An 18,803-nucleotide genomic window follows, 5' to 3' on the forward strand; every position below is an offset into this window, starting at 1 on the left:
CCCATCCAATTCGATGGGGACCTGCTTGTTTTATCGTTTAATCCAGGCGTAGCCGTAAGCGCCGAGTTCGATCGTCTCGACCGGTTCGCCCGTGAACAAATTCGTCCCACGCGTCCGGATTGTGACCGATTCCTCGCTCACGTTCGTGTACAGCATGAGCGTCTCTCCTTCACTCTTTCGTTCGACCGTGAAGACACGCTTGTCGGACGTGTCAATCCGCTGCTCGGCATACGGCGAGAACGCCGGATGCGTCCGTTTGACGTTCAACTGGCTGATGATGCCCGAGAACACTTGCAGGCGGTACGGGTCCGTCTTCAGCTCGTGGATGAGCGCGTCACGGTCGATCGGTGACGAGATGCCAAGGAGCGTCCGGTAATCGACGGCCGGGATACCTTGCAGCGAGAACAGGATACTATGGGCGGCAAGAATCATGTCGACGCTCGGCTCGATCAAATTCTTCTCGAACGGGTCGCGCTCATGAATCGATAAGAAGTTGAAGTATGTCTTCCCGAATCCCGGCGCCTCGATCCGCTTCGCCCAGTCGGATAGCCGTTTGGCATCACCTTGCGCTAAGGCGAGCATCGTGTGCGAGGCGAGGTCGAAGTGACAGATGGCGTCGGCGACGTTGACGTACGAGCCAATGTCTTGCACATCCCCTTCATAGGCGAGTACCAACTGCCCGTGCGGTTTATAGTGATGGAGTACCGCGTGCCAAAGTTCGATGACACGCTTGATACTCTCCTCCGGCATGCCGCGGAACGACTGGACGTGGACGCGCAGCTTCGTCGCCCCTTGCGCGAGCCGCTCGATGAAGGCGTCCGTCTCTTCGAGCAGATTGAACTGCAGCTCGTTATAGACGTCGGGCTCGGTGTCATACATGAGCTCGAACTCATGAGTGAAGCGTCCGAGGTCTTCATATAGCCGGATGCGCGGGTTGACGGCCGTGTCGGTCGGTTTCGCCGCATACGGGAAGAGCGAGACGAGATACAAATCGCTGATCGACGCCTGAACGTGTTTTTTTAATAGCTCATGGAGTGCGTCCAAGTCCGGGTGCCCGTCCGTCGTGACGGCGTTCGCGTCCATTATGAGGATACTCGTCTTCTCGCTCACCTTCTCCCCGTCGTGCCAGTGATGCCCGTCCCACTTACCGAACAGCTCTTGCCAATCTTCTGCTGTATGGTCGTCCTCTAATCGGTTGATGATCGGTTCAACAGTTTCCCAAAGCATATAACCCCTCCTCTGTGTCTCTTTATCACTCCCACCAATAAGCACATTTCAAACGCAAAAAAAGCCGTCCCAAAGGACGACTCAGTTCATCAAACGTTGCAGTTCGGCTTGGACGTCGGCGAGCGAGGCTTCATCCGGATGCCAGTAGTAGATGCCGTCCGACTCCAATCCGCCCACTCCTTCGATTCTTAGCGTGCTGGCGTTCCGGAATGCCTTCATATAGTCCGTCGATAGCGTCACGAGCTCGTTGAATTCGATGTTCGTCTTGGCCCGGTGGCCGGCGACGTCGAGCAATTTCGTCACTTTATCGACCGAGAAGTTGGAACGTCCCTTCTCGACGATGGCCGCGACGACGGCGCGCTGCCGCTCCTGACGACCGAAGTCCCCGTTCGGGTCATCGTAGCGCATTTGGGCGTACGATAACGCCGAGGCACCATTCAAATCGACCTGCCCGACCGGATACGAGTAGCCGTCCGACGAGAACGCGAAGTTGTTCGTCACCGTGATGCCGCCGAGCGCGTCGACGATCTCGGTGAACGCCTCCATGTCTGCCTCGACGACGTAATCGATCGGGATGTCGAGGAGCGCTTCGACTGAATCCATCGCCATCTCGGCCCCGCCGAACGCGTAGGCATGGTTAATCTTGTCGTTCATGCCTTTCCCGACGATCTCTGTCAACGTATCCCGCGGGATGCTGAGCATCGCCCCTTCATCCGTCTCCGGATTGAGCGTCATGACGATGATCGAGTCGCTCCGCCCTTGCTCACCGTCGCGACGGTCAATTCCGAGCAGTAAGACCGAAATGGATTCTTTCTGCTCGATCGTCTCGACTTGTTTCCGCTCCTCGCTGATCTCCAAATTGTCGTTCACTTTCGTCACCGTCTCGTTGACGTCCCGATACATCGACCAGACGAACAAGCCGCCGGCGACGAGGAAGACCGTCAAGACGCCGAGCGTGATCATCAACACTTTTTTCCAGTTTGATTTCTTCTTGTGTCTCGCCATCTATGCACCTGCTTTCAAAAATCTCAGATTTTGATACAGATGTTTTCCCACTTCATGCCTTGTATTATAGTGCGTTCCCAAAAAATTCTACCCATATCTTTTCAATTTTCACGGAAAATGTGTCTGATGATAGGTATCACGCCTATGGTCGGGCCAGGCTGCATTGATTTCCGCCCCGAGCAGTATCGTCGCCGCCGTCAAATATAGCCAAATCTGAAGTAAGATGACGATGCCGATCGTGCCATACGTGTCACCGAACATGGAGAACCTGTCGACGTAGATGCTGTAGGCGGTCGAGAGCATCTGCCAGGAGATGACAGCAAAGACGGCACCGGGGAGCGTCTCCGTGAATGTGACGTGTTGCTGCGGGGCAATCTTATAGAAGAGCGAGAACGCGAAGATGAGGATGACGGTCGACACCGTGTAGCGTGTGATTGTCGCCAGCCGGTCAAAATCCTCGAGCCGCGGGAACCACGTGTACATGAGCTCGACGAACTCACGGCCAAAGATGTGGAACACGATCAAGATGACCGCCCCGATGCTGAAGGCGATGAGCGTGAAGAAACCAATCAATCGGCGGACGACGTAACTCCGAGCCTCCGTCTCCCCGTAGGCGAACACGGTCAGCTTGACGAGGCGAGCCGTCCCGTTCGATGCCGACCAGACGGCAATGATGGCCCCGATCGAGACGAGCCCGGCGTTGATGTTGCCGCTCACGTCATAGACGATCGACAACATGTCCCGCACGCTCGAACCCGGGATGAGAATCTCAATCTGCTCAATCAACAAGGCGTCGTCGATGTCAAGCCACGCCATGACGGCAAACAAGAGGACGAACGTCGGGAAGATGGCGAGAAACCAGAAGAAAGCGAGCGTCGCACTGTAATCGTTGATGTGGTGGTCCTTGAACCGATGGCGGACATCGATGATGAGGCGGATCAGGCGGTCGAGCACTCGGGCCACTCCTTTTCTTTTTATTATGACACAAATCAAAACGCCCCATCCGATTGGATGAGGCGAGCCGTCACTGTGCCATCAATTGTCCGAGATACGATTTCACGTCTTCGAGTGACGCCGCGTCCGGCTTCCAGTAATAGATGCCGTCGCTTGCTTTTCCACCCGACCCCTCGAGTCGAAAGACGTCCTGGTTTTTGAAAGCGGCCATATGGTCACTTGAAAACGTCTGCTAGTCAGCTCGCTCCTTGCCTACCGCATCGATGAAGCAAAGCAACCCTTTTGAATTGTCTCCGTTTCGGGTAACCCTTATAGGAAACCAAATCAACGAGGGGTGAACCGATATGGAACTAGGAATGATCGGACTTGGGAAGATGGGACTGAACTTGGCGCTCAACTTGACGGACAATGGACACCGGGTGCTCGGCTATGACCCGGGCAACGTGTCGACGAGTCAGTTCGAGACGACACAGTCGCTTGAAGAAGTAATCGAAGGATTGAAGGCGCCGCGTGTCGTCTGGGTGATGGTGCCGGCGGGCGACGTGACGGAGCACGTCTTGAACGACCTGCATGCGCTCTTGTCACCGGGGGATATCGTCATCGACGGCGGGAACTCGAACTATAAGGAGTCGATGCGACGGGCCGAGCACTTCAAAGACAAGCTCATTTACTTCTTTGACGTCGGGACGAGTGGCGGCATGGAAGGGGCGCGGCACGGTGCCTGCACGATGATCGGCGGGGATTTGGAGGCGTTCGGCAAGATCGAAGAGTTATTCCGCGACGTGTCGACGGACAACGGTTATTTGTATGCGGGGCCGAGTGGCAGTGGCCACTTCTTGAAGATGATCCATAACGGCATCGAGTACGGCATGATGCAGGCGATCGCCGAAGGATTCGAGATTCTCGAGAAGAGTCCGTTCGAGTATGACCACGAGCAAGTCGCGCGCGTCTGGAACCACGGCTCGGTCGTCCGCTCGTGGCTCATGGAATTGACCGAGAGCGCATTTCATAAGGACGCGAAGCTCGACGCGATCAAAGGCGTTATGCATGCGTCAGGGGAAGGCAAATGGACGGTCGAGACGGCACTCGAGTACGGGGTGCCGGCGCCGGTCATCGCCATGTCACTCATGATGCGACAACGTTCACTCGAAGAAGATACGTTCTCCGGAAAAGTCGTCGCGGCGCTCCGGAACGAGTTCGGCGGGCATGCGGTGGAGAAAAAATAATTGCAGTAAGCGTCGATCGAGTCGAACTCGGGCGACGTTTTTTTGTACTGGGACAGTTATCCGCTCGTCTCGTTGTGAACAAACGTTGATATGAATGGAACATCTATACATTCGGTGATTAAATATACTAATTTCTGTAAAACTCTTTTCGCTTCAGCAGACGTATGATGAAAGAGCAGCATATCTTGTGACACAGAAGGAGCCGGCATGATACGTAAACTACCGGATTATAAACATTTATATCCCGAAAGAGCTTTATTAGCCCGGAGACAGGCCAGTATTTCGTCGACAGACAAATGATTGGCGCGATTTGGATGCTTGCTTTATCAGTCTCGTCCAGCAAGCGTTTCATGCTTCCGAACATGGCGGTCTGTTCTACTTTCAGGCCTATGCCATCCCTGCTACCCGAGCCCATTTCCTTCCTCAGGCTCCGACGAACAGCAGAGGATGGTAGCGGTGTCGAGATGATCGTGATTTATCAAAAGGGAATGAAGAACATTTATGTCACGCTCCGTGTTGATCAAGTCATAATGCGTGCGAGGATGGCCTGGCTGTCGAACGGGATCATGGTCCTCCTAATCGGACTCGGCTGTGAATTGGTTACACTTGGAGCCACGCTGGGTCGGGGAAGACTTCATCGATGACATCTCGATTTGGTTGTTAGAACATTTTCGCAAGCTAGAGCCTAAAGTGCGCTTCTAACAAGAACAGCCCCTCATGTCTAGGGGCTGTTCTGCTGCAGTCTACTCCATCACATTACCTTCCGCCGGGATTGGCGTTTGCTTCAATAGGTTCGCGAAATCGTAGAGGTGGTACGCCGTGACACGCCCGTTCTTTTTCGTGAAGACGTTGTCGCGCCCAGCATCGATGTACGAGTCACCCGGACCGGCCTCACCGACCCAGTACGTGTCAACGTTCGGCGGGACAGGCTACTTTTACTCGTCCTGCAGTTCAGCCAATCTGATAAAATTAGAAAGCAAATTGCTGAAACGAGTATCTTGATGGATTGTTTCATGAAGTTCAGCAGATATTCTCACAAAATTGCTGTTCCCAATGTTGTATAGTACTTCCTCGTCAAAGTCATTCAATACTAAATACAACAAAAAATCTTTTACATTTCGCGTAGCAATGATACCTTCCTCAAAAAATGCATTGTATAGAATACGGGCATCGGAAGTTCGAAGGTATTCAGCTTTTACCCCTGTTTCTTGTTCAAACTTCTCTCGGTAATGCTTAGAAATAAAAGCACTCATAAGCCGAAGATGTTGTTCCATTTCTGAACTTAGTTTGCTTGAAGATTGCGTGCATTGGTTAATTAACCTAGCAATCTTTCGCATTTCACTTGTTCGCAAACCTTTTGCAACCATTTGAACCATCAGTTCGAGTTTTACTTCATCAGGAATTAACAAAATCGCTTTCTCGTCATCCACCATTTTCCGAAAAAATTCTTTCGCTTGCTTACGTCTAGTTTTAGTTGCTTCGTCATTCCCTGGCGCACTAGCATCTCGAAATATATTTGTATCTACAATATACTTATGCATCTTGCAAAGATTTCTCATCTTTCTCAGCAAGTTTCACCATAGCAGACGCCACTTTTTCACTAGATTCTCTCAAAAGCTGATATTTCATGACCAACTCTTCAAAGCGAGGATGTGTCATGAATTGATTGGCAGGAATCCGCCACTTACCTTTTCCATTCAACGTACGATGAGCTAGAATCTCGCCGGTCATACATTTTCTTCGGACCATTTGGGGAGATACTTCAATTAGTTGCGCCACTTCTGAAACAGTCAAGTGTTCAGGAACGGCCTCAAGCGCATTTTTCGGTAGGGCATACTTGTGAATCAGTTGAATATCTTCATCAGTCAAATCTAGGTCTATCTCTTTTTCCATCTCTTTTAAGCGATTTATCGCTCTGCCAATTGACGCCCGAAGCCGTAAACGTTCACTCGTCAAATCTTTAGTCGTCTCAATAACTTTGAATTGTGGATCATCTTCAATAATTTGAAAGAGCATATCCATCAATTTCTTTTCCATTCTAATCACTCCTTTTTCGAAATAAATGAAACAAACGAAACAAACGAAACCTAATACTTATTATAGACCCCATTACAAAAAGTATCAAATGCCTCTCTATTCTCAGAAATATGTGCTTTCCCTCATTATCAATAATGGATGTTGTCTGATACAAAAAAGACGGCCGAGGCCGCCTTTTCACTCCATCATATTCCCTTCAGCCGGAATCGGCGTCTGCTTTAACATATTGGCGAAATGATACAAGTTGTACGCCATAACACGACCGTTTTTTCTCGTGAAGGCGTTATCGCGGCCGGCATCGATGTACGAGTCACCTGGACCGGCCTCACCGACCCAGTACGTGTCGACGTTCGGTGGGACGGTGAAGCCGATATGGGACAGCCCATATAAGATGGATGCACAGGCGTGCTTCGCTCCGTCCTCGTTCCCCGTCACAACGACACCGCCGACTTTGTTGTAGTAGATAGCCTGTCCTTTGTCGTTCGTCAAACGGCTACCACCATATAGCCGCTCAATGACTTGCGTGGCGACGCTACTCTTCTCGCCGAGCCAAAGCGGTGTACCAACGATGAGGATATCGGCCGCCTTCACTTTCTCGAAGATTTGCGGCCACTCATCCCCGTCCCCTTCATCTTCCGTCACCCCGAACGCGACATTGTAGTCGACGACCCGGACAATCTCCGAGTCGACCCCGAGCTTATCGAAGTGCGGGATGATATCTTTCATGAGCCCTTCCGTGTGCGAGGTCGTGTCCCCGCCCTTCAAAGAACAGTTCAAGAATAAGGCTTTCATCGAATCCCTCCTTAAGTAATCAACAGTTAGGTGTTCCCGGTGAGTAAGAAGCTTAATCTTGTCGACAGGTCTGTCTCCACATGGGAAAATGAGGATAAAACAGATTCGGGAGGTCCAGCCAATGACACGCTTCATCCATATTGCCGATTTACACTACGCGAGACATACCGGGAATGCCATCACGGCCGAACGGACGAGTTTTGACGTCCAATCGGAGAAACTCGCCCAACTCGCTGACGTGATTCGGGAAGAGTCCATCAAGGCCGTCCTCATCGCCGGCGACATCGAAGTGAGCGACCCGGAAGATTTTGTCCCGTATTTAAAGACGTGGACCGCTCTCGGCGCATCCGTCTATGTGGTATATGGAGACCATGATCTCAATCGGATCGCTTACGACGACTGTTGGCTTCAGATGGAGCATGTGCATAGCTTCCTTCAACCTGGTTACATCTTCGATGAAGCGCTAGGTGCCGGAATTTAAGGACTCAGTTGCGAGACGAACCAAGCCGGATTAAAGGAAGAGTTCGCGCACACCCCTTTACGGGACGACCCGTATCCGAACATCTTCCTCAGTCACGGTAGCCGTGACCAGTTCCCTGCATCTGTCGTCACCAGACTCGGTTTCAGGTACTATGCCCTCGGACACCACCATCGCTATGAATCAATCCATCGAGGCGGAGCAAACCTCGTCTACCCCGGTCATATCTTTTCGGTGTGGGACGGATGCGGCAAAGCGTGGCCGACCGGCTATGTTATCGGCGAAGTCACGCCTACTGGCATCACCCACGAGTTCCGCACGTTCAAAGGACCGGAAACGCGACGAATCAGCTTCAACCCGTTCCTTCGAGACGGCTCGCGCCTCTTACTCACACAAGACAATCTTGATGGACCGCCCGAACAATGGGTCGAGGATGATGAGACTGTGCTACGAGAACTCCTCCATACGACGTTGGCCGCCTATCCGGATGACTACTTCGTCACACCGAGCCAGTCGAAAGGTTACCCGACACGCCGCCTCTCGATGACCGGAAGATTGTTGCTTGAAGACGACAAGCGATTCGAAGAATTCTTCGCTCGTAGCTTCAAAGCGAAGAAGACGACCCAATAAAAATGACCCCCGATGAAACCATCGGGGGTCATTTTACAAACATATGTTCGTTTTATGATACAGCGCAAACAAGCGCCTATATATTCGCTTTTTCTATTCTTAGCGTAGCAAATCCCGCAACATAAGTCTATACTTTCTCGTTCCGACTCCCTACAGTAAAGATAGACTCTGGAAAGGAGCACAACGATGGAATCATACCGCTGGGACCTCAACCTGAAGGTCCGCTTGTTCGGCGAAGGCCTGTTCAACCTGTTGTTTTGGATGTACTTCCCGTTCATCACCGTCTATTTCGCCCAGGCGCTCGGCGTCGAGCTGGCCGGTCTGCTCATGGCCGTGCCCCCGCTGTTCCTCCTCGTCGGCAGTTTGATTGGCGGTTCGCTCGCGGACGAGATCGGACGCCGCCCCGTCATGCTCGTCGGGACGTTCGCACAAGGATTCTTGTTCGCCGCCTTCGCCCTGTCGACGAACGCCTACGTCGATTACATCACCTATATCGGCATCGGTTTCATGGGCGCCATTTATAAACCGGCGAGCTCGGCCATGGTCGCCGACCTCGTGCCGACCGAACATTTACGGGACGTATTCGCGACGTTCATGGCGTCAAACAATATCGGCGCCGTGCTCGGTCCAATCCTCGGGGCCGTGCTCTTCTTCGAACATCGTCAGGCGCTCCTCCTCGGTTGCGCCGTCGCCCTGTTCGGATACGGAGTGCTGCTCGCAGCGCTCACCCGTGAGACACGGCCGGGCTCGACCGGGAAGACGGTCGCCAAAACATTCCGCACCCAAGGAAAATCGTATGCGACGATTTTGTGCGATCCGTTGTTCCGGCTCTATTTGATTGCCGGGGTGTTCGCCTTAATCCCGATCATGCAGCTCGACGTCTATCTGCCGGTCTATTTGATTGAACAGGCACCGGCCATGTCCGACGTCTCGAACACGGTTCTGTTCGGTTGGCTCGTCGCTTATAATGGGCTCTTGTTCGTCGTCTTCATCATTCCCGTCACGCGCGTGTTCCGGACGTGGGACGAATGGCGCGTCTTCCTGCTGTCGACGTTTCTCGCCGGCTTCGGGACGTTCCTCGTCGCCTTCTCATCGAACATCTGGTATTTGCTCGTCGTCACGACCGTGTTCACGTTCGGCGAGTTGATCCGCTCTCCGGTCAGCCAGAGTTTCGTCAGCCGCTACGCACCGCCCGAGTCACGTGGCCAATACCTCGCGGCCGATACCCTTCAAAACACGATTGGCAAGTTCCTCGCGCCGGTGACAGTGCTCGTCTCGGGCTTCGTCTCCCCGATTGCCGTCTTCACGCTCATCTTTCTGTCGGCGCTGATCGGAATGGGCCTGTATGCGAAACTGTTTCACCAGCTCACACAACAAGACGGATGACCACGATCATCCGTCTTTCGTCTGTGCAAACAATTCCTCACCCCGTCTCACACGACCGTCCGGGTATTTATAGGCGATGTGCTCGAGTGACAGCTTCGTCGGCGTATCGAGACCGGCTGCAGCCGTCATGTTATATAGTCCCTCCCGGAGCGAAATGATATAGTTCGTCACCCGATAGCTCTTCTCGTCGACGACGAGGGCACGTTGCAATTTCGGGTCGGTCGTCGCGACGCCGACCGGGCAACGGTTCGTATGACACACTTGCGCCTGGATGCACCCGACGTTGAACATGAGTCCGCGGGCGATATTGACGCAGTCGGCCCCGAGCGCGAGCGCGACGGCGATCTTGTCGGCCGTGACGAGCTTGCCGGAAGCGAACAGTTTGATGCGGTCCCGCAATCCATGTTCGACGAGCAGTCGATGCACATACGGGAGCGCCGCCTTCAGCGGCAGACCGACCTTATCGGCGAGTTCTTGGTACGTCGCCCCGGTCCCGCCTTCCCCGCCGTCGACCGTGATGAAGTCAGGATGTCGACCGGACGTCGTCATCTCGTTGACGAGCGCCTCGAAGTCTGAGAGTCGGCCGATGACGAGCTTCATGCCGACGGGTTTGCCACCGATCGCGCGCAGCCGCTCGATAAACGCCAACAGCTCTGTATCCGTTTTGAACTCGGAGAAGCGGTTCGGGCTGGCGATGGTCACGCCGGCCTTCACGTTCCGGATGCGGGCGATCTCTTCGGTCACTTTCTCCCCCTCGATATGGCCGCCTCACGTCTTCGCGCCTTGGGCGAGCTTCAATTCGAAGGCACGTACTTGAGGGATCTTGCTCTTTATTTTGAACGCCGTTTCGGAGAACGCTCCGTCCTCCGTCCGTACGCCGAACAGCGCCGGCCCGATTTGATAGATGAGGTCGACCCCGCCCTTCAGATGATGGTCCGACAGCCCACCTTCCCCGGTGTTCATCCACGTCCCGCGCGCCCGGTCGAGACCGATCGACAGCGCGGTGATGGCGTTCTCGCCGAGGGAGCCGAAGCTCATCCCGATTTGTCGGATAGAGCACGTTCTGGAGATAGAACCCGCCATTCTCGAAGTCACGCTCCGAACCAAACCCGATCATGCGCGATTTATATTTCCCGGAAATAACGGCGGCCTCGTAATCGTTTCGCGAGAACGGTTTCGCCTCGTTGTCGTTCAAGAACAAGTACTGTCTCATCTCGGGCCCGACCTTTTCCAAAATGTAACGGACCTTGCCGAGGATCGGGAAGTTCCGGAGGACGGAGTGCCCCCGCTGGTGGCGGTCTTTGCGCCAGAAGTAGAAGACGAATAGGAACGGAGCGGCAATCATCGACACGATCAGGACGAGCGCGATGGCGAGCATCATCGTATTCACGGACATGAGGATCGGCCTCCTTCATTCATCGTTTCTATCCGATACCAAGGACCCGTTTCGCCGAAACGAAAAGGCCAGCGCAAGCGCCGGCCCTTCGTTCAATCCTTGATCAATTCCATCGTCTTCTCGACTTTCTCTTTGTCGTGCTTCAATTGTTTCTCGATATCATACGCCATATACATATCGTTTTGAATCATATACTCCGCGATCTCGGCATGGTCTTCGATCGCCTGATTCAATTGCTTCACGAGCACTTTCCGGACTTCCGGTGATGCTGTCTCGGTCACCGCCACCGCATAGGCACGGACGGCCGATTTTGCTGTGATGAGCAGATCGGTCGCGATCAATTCATCACGCTGCTTGCTCGCACGTTTCAAATTCTCTTGGATTCCCATATATGTCTCCTCCTTACGCTTTGTCCGGCAACAGTTGTTTCAGTTCACTGATCGCCTGTTCGGTGTTCTTCAAATGATTGCGAGCGATTTTCTGTAGTTTCTCGTCTTTGATGAGCGGTTCGCTCACATACCCTTTGACGAGCCCCGCTTGTTTCAATGTCAACATCTCGTGAATCTCTAACACTTCATGAATGGCAAGTTTACTTTTAGCCATGTTCCTTCCTCCTTTTTATCGTGTCGAATGGGCGTGTGCCTCTTCTCGTTTATGTTTGAGCAACCAACCGTGGAACACAAACTCGACGACCGCGGTCGCGAGAGCCGTATAGAGCGCGAGCAACACAAAACTCGTCTCTGTCCCGATATCGAAGTCGAGAATCCACAGGAAGAACCAGGTCAAGAAGAAGACGAGACCAAAGTCGGCCGCCGTCGCGACCAGATTTCCGAACTTCCGTAACACGAACATGTCGCCCACCCCATAGGCGATCAGTCCAACCGCGATCGAAATCCATGCGGCATGATACCATGGCACATCAAACCCGAGCGTCAAGATGGCGATAAATACGACAAGCAAAGCTCCTAGTTTGATACTTAGTGCTTTTCCATGATTTACTTGCATCGGTGTTTCCTCCTTCCCCTGGTATAGTGGCGCGCGTACATGTATCTCTTTTCCAACTCTGCTCGCATTGAAACGAATTGTTTTACAATCGTTATATCTTGAACAGAACGAGAGTCGAACAATCTATTCAGAATCGAAGTAGGAACCCCGTTTTCTAATTGAACGGTTCACCTTTATGATTTTCTAGAAACATTTACAGTTCGATGTCAAGCTTTGGACGGGAGTGATTTCACGGCCGGTCCTTCAATCACTTCCCCGCTCGGTTTGAAGCGCGAGCCGTGACATGGGCAGTCCCATGAGCGCTCCGCCTGATTCCAGTTGACGGTACAACCCATGTGCGTACAGGCCGAACCGACGAGCGAGACATGACCGTCAGGATCACGGTAAGCGGCGACGTGTTCGCCGTTATGCTTCACGATCGCCCCTTCGTCGAAACCGAGTTCTTCTAATGCTTTGTCCGCCGGCTTCAATTTGCCTTTGACGAGCTCTTTCGCCACGTCGGCATTCGTCTTGATGAACCGGGCCGCATCCGCGAGCTTCCATTTCGACCGGGTCGGGTCGTACAAGTCCTCATAGCGGTTCGATTGTTTCGTGATCAAGTCGGCGACGAGGCGTGCCGCAACGATTCCCTGGCTCATTCCCCATTTCGAGAATCCGGTCGCGACAAAGACGTGCGGCGTGTCGTTCGTCATCCGGCCGATATACGGCACCTTGTCGAGCGGAATCAAGTCTTGGGCCGACCAGTGATGGGTGAACGTCTCGGCACCGAAATGACGTGTCCCGAACTCCCCTAGTTTATCGTAACAGGTCTGCGTCTCTTGCTTATGACCCGTCAAATGGTTCTCCCCACCGAACAAGGCCATCTTTTTACCGTTCTCAAGTTTGACATGTCGGATTGAACGGCTCGGTTTGTCGACACTGATGAACATGCCTTCCGGGAACGTCTCAAGCTCAGCCGAGACAACGTATGAACGCTCGACCTCCATCTTCGCGAAATATAGTCCTTTGAAATCGTTGAACGGGAAATGCGTGGCGACGACGACGTCTTGTGCCTCGATCGTGTAGCCCGTGATCGTCTCAAGCCGGTTCGGCGTCCCGTATTCGATTCCCGTCACCCGCGTCATCTCATAGAGCGTCCCACCGAGCTCGAGGAAGCGGTCCATCAACCCACGTAAGTACTTGACGGGATGGAACTGGAGCTGGTCGCGCATGACGGTTGCTTTTTTCACCTCGTATGGCAACAGACCGTTCACCTCATCCGTCGCGTCGCCCCCATCAATCCCGAGCTGTTGGTACGCCTCTTCTTCTTTCTCGAGCAGTTTCGCCGAGCTCGATGACGTGAGTGAGTACATGTACGCGTGCTGGCGCTCGAGGTCACAGTCGATGTTCAGCGTGTCGACTTGCTCCTCGAGGAAACGGAGCGCTTCCATATTCGCGTCGTAATAGAGCCGCGCCTTCTCTTCCCCGATCGACTTGACCAGTTCGGTATAGACGACGCCGTGCTGAGCCGACACTTTGGCCGTCGTGTAACCGGTCGTGCCCGTCGCGAAACGGGCCGCCTCGACCAAGACGACTTGCTTCCCTCGTTCGACCAACTGAAGTGCGGCGAGTACCCCGACGATGCCGGCCCCGACCACGACGACCTCGGTTTGGACGTTTTTGTCGAGCGGCTTCAACGTCTTCACTTCGACGTCGCGCCAAAATGACTTCGGAAAATCTTGTAACATGCGTGTCCCTCCTCCATATCGATTCACGTGTTTTGAATGCATGGTTGAATTACCCTTCATTTGCGGATAGAAAACAAAAAAAAGACCTCGTTCAGGTCTCTTCCTCTGTCGGGATGACGATTTCATCAAATTGTTGGTCACGGCAGAGCGTGATCGCCTGCATCGCAAGCTGATAATCTAACTCCGGCAACGTAATCAACTCGGCCGGCAGCACCCATTCTTTATTGTTGTATAGATGGATGACGAGTTTGACGAGGACGAGCGTCGGTTTCTCGAACGAATGATTGTCGATGATCGTCGCGGTGCGGATTCTCCCCGCCTCTAAATCAATATAGGGAAGAAACACGTCACGGACGCGCTCGTTGCCGGCGATGACATACAAGGCAGAAAAGTATTCGTTCCCGACGGCCCCCGGGTCCGTCAGCTGCCTTACCAACCGTTTGAACACGTTATAGTGCTCGGTTGATATGAAATCAATCCTGTTCATAGCTAATTCCTCTCTCGTCTCTGTCTTTTTTGACTCAGTGTATATTAATTCCACGATTTGGTGAACGATAACCCTGTTCCGAGTCATTTCAAGACTTCTTTTCAAAAGAATACCCCCGCCTGTATCTTCCAAATCTTTTCAAAAATTTAGGTTTTCAATCTTTTCGAGAGTGGAACTATAACTTTGTCGTGCATTTACCAGTTGTACAAAAAAAGGAGGAGTTCTATGTTTCGCCATCAGAAGGAATTGCAGTTCGAAGTAAAAGTCGATCGTCCCGATCCGCAGCTCGCCCGTCAAATCCAAGAAGTGCTCGGCGGTCAATTCGGGGAAATGACCGTCATGATGCAGTACTTATTCCAAGGCTTCAATTGTCGCGGGGAAGAGAAGTATAAGGATATGCTCATGGACATCGGGACCGAGGAGATCGGTCACGTCGAGATGCTATGTGCCCTCATCTCGCAACTGCTCGACGGTGCATCACCGGACGACCAGGCCGAGGCAGCGAAAGACCCGGCGACAGCAGCAATCCTTGGCGGGATGAACCCGCAACACTTGATCGTCAGCGGGCTCGGCGGACTACCGACGAACTCGAACGGGGTGCCGTGGAACGGGTCGTACATCGTCGCGAGCGGGAACTTGCTCGCCGATATGCGCTCGAACTTACATGCCGAGACGCAAGGACGTCTCCAAGTCGCTCGTCTATATCATATGACGAAAGACGAAGGCGTCCGCAAAGTGTTCCGTAAGATGCTCGCCCGTGACCGTTACCACCAGTACCAATGGATGGCAGCAATCGATGAGCTTGAAGAGAAGAACGGCGTCATCGTACCGGCGAGCTTCCCGGCGAAGGACGAGAAAGAAGCTGAAAAGCACGGCCTCGAATTCTGGGACTTGTCAGAAGGCAACGAGTCGAGCCAAGGCAAGTGGGCGACCGGCAGCGCGCCGGACGGTGCGGGCGACTTCGTCTACTTGAGCGACCCGGCCCCACAAGGCCAGAAACCGGTCATGGACATCCCGGACAAGACGCTCCATCACGATTTGGATGCCCCGGCGGGCGGTGTCGAAAAAGTCGTCAAGAAAGTCGCAGATCAAATCAAAGGGAAATAAGAACAAGGCTGGCCCGAGGGTCAGCCTTTTCACATGCGCCGGAGCGAGATGGCTTCGCGCATCTTTTGGAGCGATTCTCTTCCCTCTTCCCCACGTCGCATCATGACGACGGTGAACAAGGCGTCAATCAGACTGAGCTCGGCGATGCGGGAGGCGAGCGCCTCGGAGCGGAACTCCGTCTCTTGCGATACGGTATAGAGGGCGACGTCACACAGTTTCGACAGCGGTGACTTCGCATAGTTGGTGATGGCAATCGTCGGGACACCGCGCTCATTCACCACTTTCGCCACATCGAGCGTGTCTTTCGAGGCACCCGAGTGTGAGATGAGGACGGCGACGTCCTCGTTCGTCAATTGCGACGCCGACATGAGCTGCATGTGCGACTCCAAGTTCGCCGTGACGAGCAATCCGCTCCGGATGAACTTGTGATACGCATCGAGTGCGATGACGGCCGAACCCCCGCTCCCGAAGAACTCGATGCGACGGGCGGACAACAGCAGTTCGACCGATTTGTCGAGCGTGGCCGCATCCAAGATTTGTCGTGTCGCCTCGAGCGTCTTCACGTTCGACGTGAAGATTTTCTCAGCAATCTCATGCGGTGTGTCCTCGTTCGAGATGTCTTCATGAATGTCTTGGAGCGGTGCGACGACATCGGTGGCGAGCGCGATTTTCAGCGCCTGATAGCCTTTAAAACCGACGCGTTGGCAGAAGCGGAACACGGTCGACTCGGCGACGTCTAGGTCGTCGGCGACTTGGTTGATCGTATGGTGGATGATGCGTTCGGGCTGTTTCAAGATATAGTCGGCGATGCGTTGCTCTTTCTTGCTCAGTGTCGAGTAGGCGCCACGGATGCGGGCCAGGCCATTCATCGTTTCCATATGTCTCACCCTTTTTTTCTTTTAACGATACCGTTTCGAAAAAAATTCCGCAATCAAAGACCGAGTATTCCATCTCATAATGTGCCAATTAGTGGGCTACCTTTTTAATAAAAAAATACAACGAACCCCCCTCGCTATATATAGCAAGGGGGGTTCGTTAAAAAACATAGCCATATTAAAGAAAACTTTAGCCTTACGAATAATTATTAATATCTCTTTCCTAATGCTTCAAGCTCTCTAGCTTTCATTCTCGCAAGGGAGCGTTCTACATTTCCTCTCGCAATGCGCTTATGTGGATTACGAGTAGGTACTTTTATACGCTGGAGATCCGACATATTCTGAGACGATTGATCAATCCTTCTTTTCTCTGAAGACTTTGTCGCCGAAGTCATATTTCCCCACTCCTTCATAATTAATTCTTTCCCTATTCTATCATTTTTTATTCAACATCTTCAACGTCAATACTTGATACGTTGAATTCATCGTCCCTTTCCTCAACATCAATTCCTTTCAGTATCTGTTTTTGAATCCACATATCTGCAGTTCGAAGTAAATTTTGAATAATTGGAGTGTTTGCTCCCGTTGCTCCAAATTCTTGATTCGACGCTAATAGAAATAGAAGACTATGATACTCACCGGAGTATACAAAAAACATATAAGACTCCGAAGATTCTGTTAGCTTATTTCTACCAAAAAAATTTTTTGTGGTTGAAAATGTAAAAGGAGGTTGTTTCATAATTTCAATACTCGAACCTTCGGCTAATTTTTTGAAGAAATGAGACTTGCGCATCCCTAATTGACTGTAAGTAAACGGAAATTGTTTGTACACTTCATTGTAAGCACTCTCGATTCCTTGGATGAGTGGAACATCAGGGTCTATATAATATATATATGATTTGGCTGTAGATTCTTGAATAAAATCTTCTAAATAGTCATTAATAAAACTTACATAGTTTTCTGGGTCAGTAAAATCCATTACTTCTGTTTGGAAAAATTCTTCGTTATCTTCAATTACTTCATTCATTTTATTTAGCTTCGACAATAAATCCTCGTAAGCTCCACGGTTCTTATCAAATGTTTCTTCTACTTGTTCATGCTTTAATTCATTAGTAAGAAACTTAGTAATGTCAGGAGTTTGGAAGATCATTAGGTCTATGATGATGACACTAACTAAAAAAATTGTTAGTTCAGGCACAGTTTCAAATGGGAAATTGTCGAAAATCCATAGTACAACACCTAACAATATTACCCCATAAAAAAACTTACGAATTGCCACACGATTATTTATGTAAAATTCACGTTGAAACATATATATAGGAATCGTTGAAAGAAGAAATAGTAAGCCTATCACTACGATGGTTATTGTTAGCCTTGTTTTTTCCATTGCAAACCACTCCTCTTTGCTTTACTCACTTTAAGTTTACAACGATGCGAAATCAGATACCATAAACGAAAAAAATTCCGCAATCTCTATTGAAAATCGAATTTAATTTGATATTATATTGGAGAGATGGAAAAAAATTCGATTTAGAGGTGACGATATGCAAATCGGTTTGATTGGATTAGGCAAGATGGGATACAACTTGGCGCTCAACTTGAGCGACCACGGTTACACTGTCGTCGGAACGGACGCCGGCAACGTTGAGGCGACATCGAAGTTCGAGATCGTGCCGACGCTTGAAGACGTGATCAACTCGCTCGAGACGCCACGCATCATCTGGGCGATGGTGCCGGCCGGTGACGTCACCGAGACCGTCCTCGCAGAACTCCTCGAAAAACTCGAGCCGGGTGACATCGTCATCGATGGTGGCAACTCGAACTACAAGCTGTCGGTCGCACGCGCCGAACAGTTCAGCGCCAAAGGCATCGGCTTCTTCGACTGCGGAACGAGCGGCGGCACGGAAGGCGCCCGTAACGGTGCCTGCACGATGGTCGGCGGTGATGCCGACGCTTGGCCATTGATCGAACCGATTTTCAAAGACCTCTCGGTCGAGAACGGTTACTTGTATACGGGCCCGGCCGGCAGCGGCCACTTCTTGAAGATGATCCACAACGGCATCGAGTACGGCATGATGCAGGCGATCGCCGAAGGGTTCGACATCTTGGAGAAGAGCCCGTTCGATTACGACTACGAACAGGTCGCTCGCGTCTGGAACCACGGATCGGTCGTACGCTCGTGGCTGATGGAACTCACCGAGAACGCGTTCTCGAAAGACGCGAAGCTCGACGACATCCGCGGCGTCATGCATTCCTCAGGGGAAGGGAAATGGACGGTCGAGACGGCGCTCGAGCTACAGGCGGCGGCTCCGGTCATCGCCATGTCGCTCATGATGCGCTATCGCTCGCTCGAGGACGACACGTTCTCCGGCAAAGTCGTCGCGGCGCTCCGCAACGAGTTCGGGGGCCATGCGGTCGTCAAGAAATAACGGCAAGGAAAAGGTCGGGGGTGGCCTTTTCCTTTGTAAATA

General features: G+C 52.1%; 20 protein-coding genes and 2 pseudogenes. 6 read left to right on the top strand and 16 right to left on the bottom strand.

Translation table 11 applies throughout. The features are described from left to right. Positions 1-30: 30 nt before the first annotated feature. From DPV68_RS11990 to DPV68_RS14875, 4 genes are all read right to left on the bottom strand, one after another. Positions 31-1,227 carry an alpha-amylase family glycosyl hydrolase gene (locus tag DPV68_RS11990; RefSeq protein ID WP_114167037.1) on the bottom strand — a complete coding sequence of 399 codons (1,197 nt, stop codon included), beginning with the start codon at positions 1,225-1,227 and terminating at the stop codon, positions 31-33. 81 nt (positions 1,228-1,308) lie between these two features. Continuing rightward, on the bottom strand, positions 1,309-2,232 hold the full coding sequence (locus tag DPV68_RS11995) for an LCP family glycopolymer transferase (protein ID WP_114167038.1): 924 nt from the start codon (positions 2,230-2,232) through the stop codon (positions 1,309-1,311). 108 nt (positions 2,233-2,340) lie between these two features. Continuing rightward, positions 2,341-3,186 (bottom strand): YihY/virulence factor BrkB family protein, encoded by an 846-nt coding sequence (locus tag DPV68_RS12000; RefSeq protein ID WP_114167039.1) that lies wholly within the window; start codon positions 3,184-3,186, stop codon positions 2,341-2,343. A gap of 70 nt (positions 3,187-3,256) precedes the next feature. Next, on the bottom strand, positions 3,257-3,397 hold the full coding sequence (locus DPV68_RS14875) for a hypothetical protein (protein ID WP_157964183.1): 141 nt from the start codon (positions 3,395-3,397) through the stop codon (positions 3,257-3,259). A gap of 133 nt (positions 3,398-3,530) precedes the next feature. On the opposite strand from DPV68_RS14875, the gene gnd (DPV68_RS12005) reads away from it, so the two are divergent. Then, on the top strand, positions 3,531-4,412 hold the full coding sequence (gnd, locus tag DPV68_RS12005) for a phosphogluconate dehydrogenase (NAD(+)-dependent, decarboxylating) (RefSeq protein ID WP_114167040.1): 882 nt from the start codon (positions 3,531-3,533) through the stop codon (positions 4,410-4,412). A gap of 743 nt (positions 4,413-5,155) precedes the next feature. Here the strand turns inward: gnd (DPV68_RS12005) and DPV68_RS15090 are convergent. The 4 genes and pseudogenes from DPV68_RS15090 to DPV68_RS12035 form a co-directional block, all read right to left on the bottom strand. Next, a pseudogene (locus DPV68_RS15090) lies at positions 5,156-5,338 on the bottom strand (flavodoxin family protein); the annotation flags it as partial. A gap of 9 nt (positions 5,339-5,347) precedes the next feature. Continuing rightward, complete coding sequence (locus DPV68_RS12025) at positions 5,348-5,953, bottom strand: PIN domain-containing protein (RefSeq protein ID WP_157964184.1); 606 nt, start codon at positions 5,951-5,953, stop codon at positions 5,348-5,350. Then, entirely contained in the window at positions 5,946-6,449 is a 504-nt protein-coding gene (locus DPV68_RS12030) for a helix-turn-helix domain-containing protein (protein WP_114167044.1), read from the bottom strand. Before DPV68_RS12030 ends, DPV68_RS12025 begins: the two co-directional genes overlap by 8 nt. 177 nt (positions 6,450-6,626) lie before the next feature. Further along, positions 6,627-7,241, bottom strand: a complete 615-nt coding sequence (locus DPV68_RS12035) for a flavodoxin family protein (RefSeq protein ID WP_114167045.1) — start codon at positions 7,239-7,241, stop codon at positions 6,627-6,629. A gap of 121 nt (positions 7,242-7,362) precedes the next feature. On the opposite strand from DPV68_RS12035, the gene DPV68_RS12040 reads away from it, so the two are divergent. The 3 genes from DPV68_RS12040 (at position 7,363) to DPV68_RS12050 (ending at position 9,735) form a co-directional block, all read left to right on the top strand. Then, the gene (locus DPV68_RS12040; RefSeq protein WP_157964185.1) at positions 7,363-7,722 is read left to right on the top strand and encodes a metallophosphoesterase; all 360 of its coding nucleotides are present in this window, start codon (positions 7,363-7,365) and stop codon (positions 7,720-7,722) included. Positions 7,723-7,953: 231 nt separating this feature from the next. Next, the gene (locus DPV68_RS12045) at positions 7,954-8,349 is read left to right on the top strand and encodes a hypothetical protein (RefSeq protein ID WP_114167047.1); all 396 of its coding nucleotides are present in this window, start codon (positions 7,954-7,956) and stop codon (positions 8,347-8,349) included. A gap of 186 nt (positions 8,350-8,535) precedes the next feature. Further along, positions 8,536-9,735 (top strand): MDR family MFS transporter, encoded by a 1,200-nt coding sequence (locus tag DPV68_RS12050; RefSeq protein ID WP_114167048.1) that lies wholly within the window; start codon positions 8,536-8,538, stop codon positions 9,733-9,735. Positions 9,736-9,741: 6 nt separating this feature from the next. On the opposite strand, the pseudogene DPV68_RS12055 reads toward DPV68_RS12050, so the two are convergent. The 6 genes and pseudogenes from DPV68_RS12055 to DPV68_RS12080 form a co-directional block, all read right to left on the bottom strand. Next, a pseudogene (locus DPV68_RS12055) lies at positions 9,742-11,131 on the bottom strand (FMN-binding glutamate synthase family protein). Positions 11,132-11,223: 92 nt separating this feature from the next. After that, on the bottom strand, positions 11,224-11,520 hold the full coding sequence (locus tag DPV68_RS12060) for a spore coat protein (protein ID WP_114167049.1): 297 nt from the start codon (positions 11,518-11,520) through the stop codon (positions 11,224-11,226). Positions 11,521-11,533: 13 nt separating this feature from the next. After that, positions 11,534-11,734 carry a spore coat protein gene (locus tag DPV68_RS12065; RefSeq protein ID WP_114167050.1) on the bottom strand — a complete coding sequence of 67 codons (201 nt, stop codon included), beginning with the start codon at positions 11,732-11,734 and terminating at the stop codon, positions 11,534-11,536. A 15-nt stretch (positions 11,735-11,749) separates the two neighbouring features. Further along, positions 11,750-12,136 carry a DUF2512 family protein gene (locus DPV68_RS12070; RefSeq protein WP_114167051.1) on the bottom strand — a complete coding sequence of 129 codons (387 nt, stop codon included), beginning with the start codon at positions 12,134-12,136 and terminating at the stop codon, positions 11,750-11,752. A 206-nt stretch (positions 12,137-12,342) separates the two neighbouring features. Further along, entirely contained in the window at positions 12,343-13,863 is a 1,521-nt protein-coding gene (locus DPV68_RS12075) for an FAD-dependent oxidoreductase (RefSeq protein ID WP_114167052.1), read from the bottom strand. Between the two features lie 91 nt (positions 13,864-13,954). Next, a complete protein-coding gene (locus DPV68_RS12080) occupies positions 13,955-14,350 on the bottom strand; it encodes a hypothetical protein (protein ID WP_114167053.1) in 396 nt (131 codons plus the stop codon). A 225-nt stretch (positions 14,351-14,575) separates the two neighbouring features. Between DPV68_RS12080 and DPV68_RS12085 the strand changes: the two genes are divergently transcribed. Next, positions 14,576-15,457 (top strand): manganese catalase, encoded by an 882-nt coding sequence (locus tag DPV68_RS12085; protein WP_114167054.1) that lies wholly within the window; start codon positions 14,576-14,578, stop codon positions 15,455-15,457. 29 nt (positions 15,458-15,486) lie between these two features. Here DPV68_RS12085 and DPV68_RS12090 read toward each other — a convergent pair whose 3' ends face one another. Both DPV68_RS12090 and DPV68_RS12095 read right to left on the bottom strand, forming a co-directional pair. Next, on the bottom strand, positions 15,487-16,335 hold the full coding sequence (locus tag DPV68_RS12090) for a MurR/RpiR family transcriptional regulator (protein WP_114167055.1): 849 nt from the start codon (positions 16,333-16,335) through the stop codon (positions 15,487-15,489). A gap of 439 nt (positions 16,336-16,774) precedes the next feature. Continuing rightward, positions 16,775-17,719, bottom strand: a complete 945-nt coding sequence (locus DPV68_RS12095) for a type II toxin-antitoxin system SpoIISA family toxin (protein ID WP_114167056.1) — start codon at positions 17,717-17,719, stop codon at positions 16,775-16,777. A 157-nt stretch (positions 17,720-17,876) separates the two neighbouring features. Here DPV68_RS12095 and gnd (DPV68_RS12100) point away from each other — a divergent pair, with 157 nt between their 5' ends. After that, positions 17,877-18,761: a phosphogluconate dehydrogenase (NAD(+)-dependent, decarboxylating) gene (gene gnd / locus DPV68_RS12100; RefSeq protein WP_114167057.1), complete on the top strand. Its 885-nt coding sequence runs from the start codon at positions 17,877-17,879 to the stop codon at positions 18,759-18,761. The last annotated feature ends 42 nt before the right edge of the window (positions 18,762-18,803 follow it).

The organism is Exiguobacterium sp. TNDT2 (assembly GCF_003331145.1).
Taxonomy (GTDB): domain Bacteria; phylum Bacillota; class Bacilli; order Exiguobacteriales; family Exiguobacteriaceae; genus Exiguobacterium.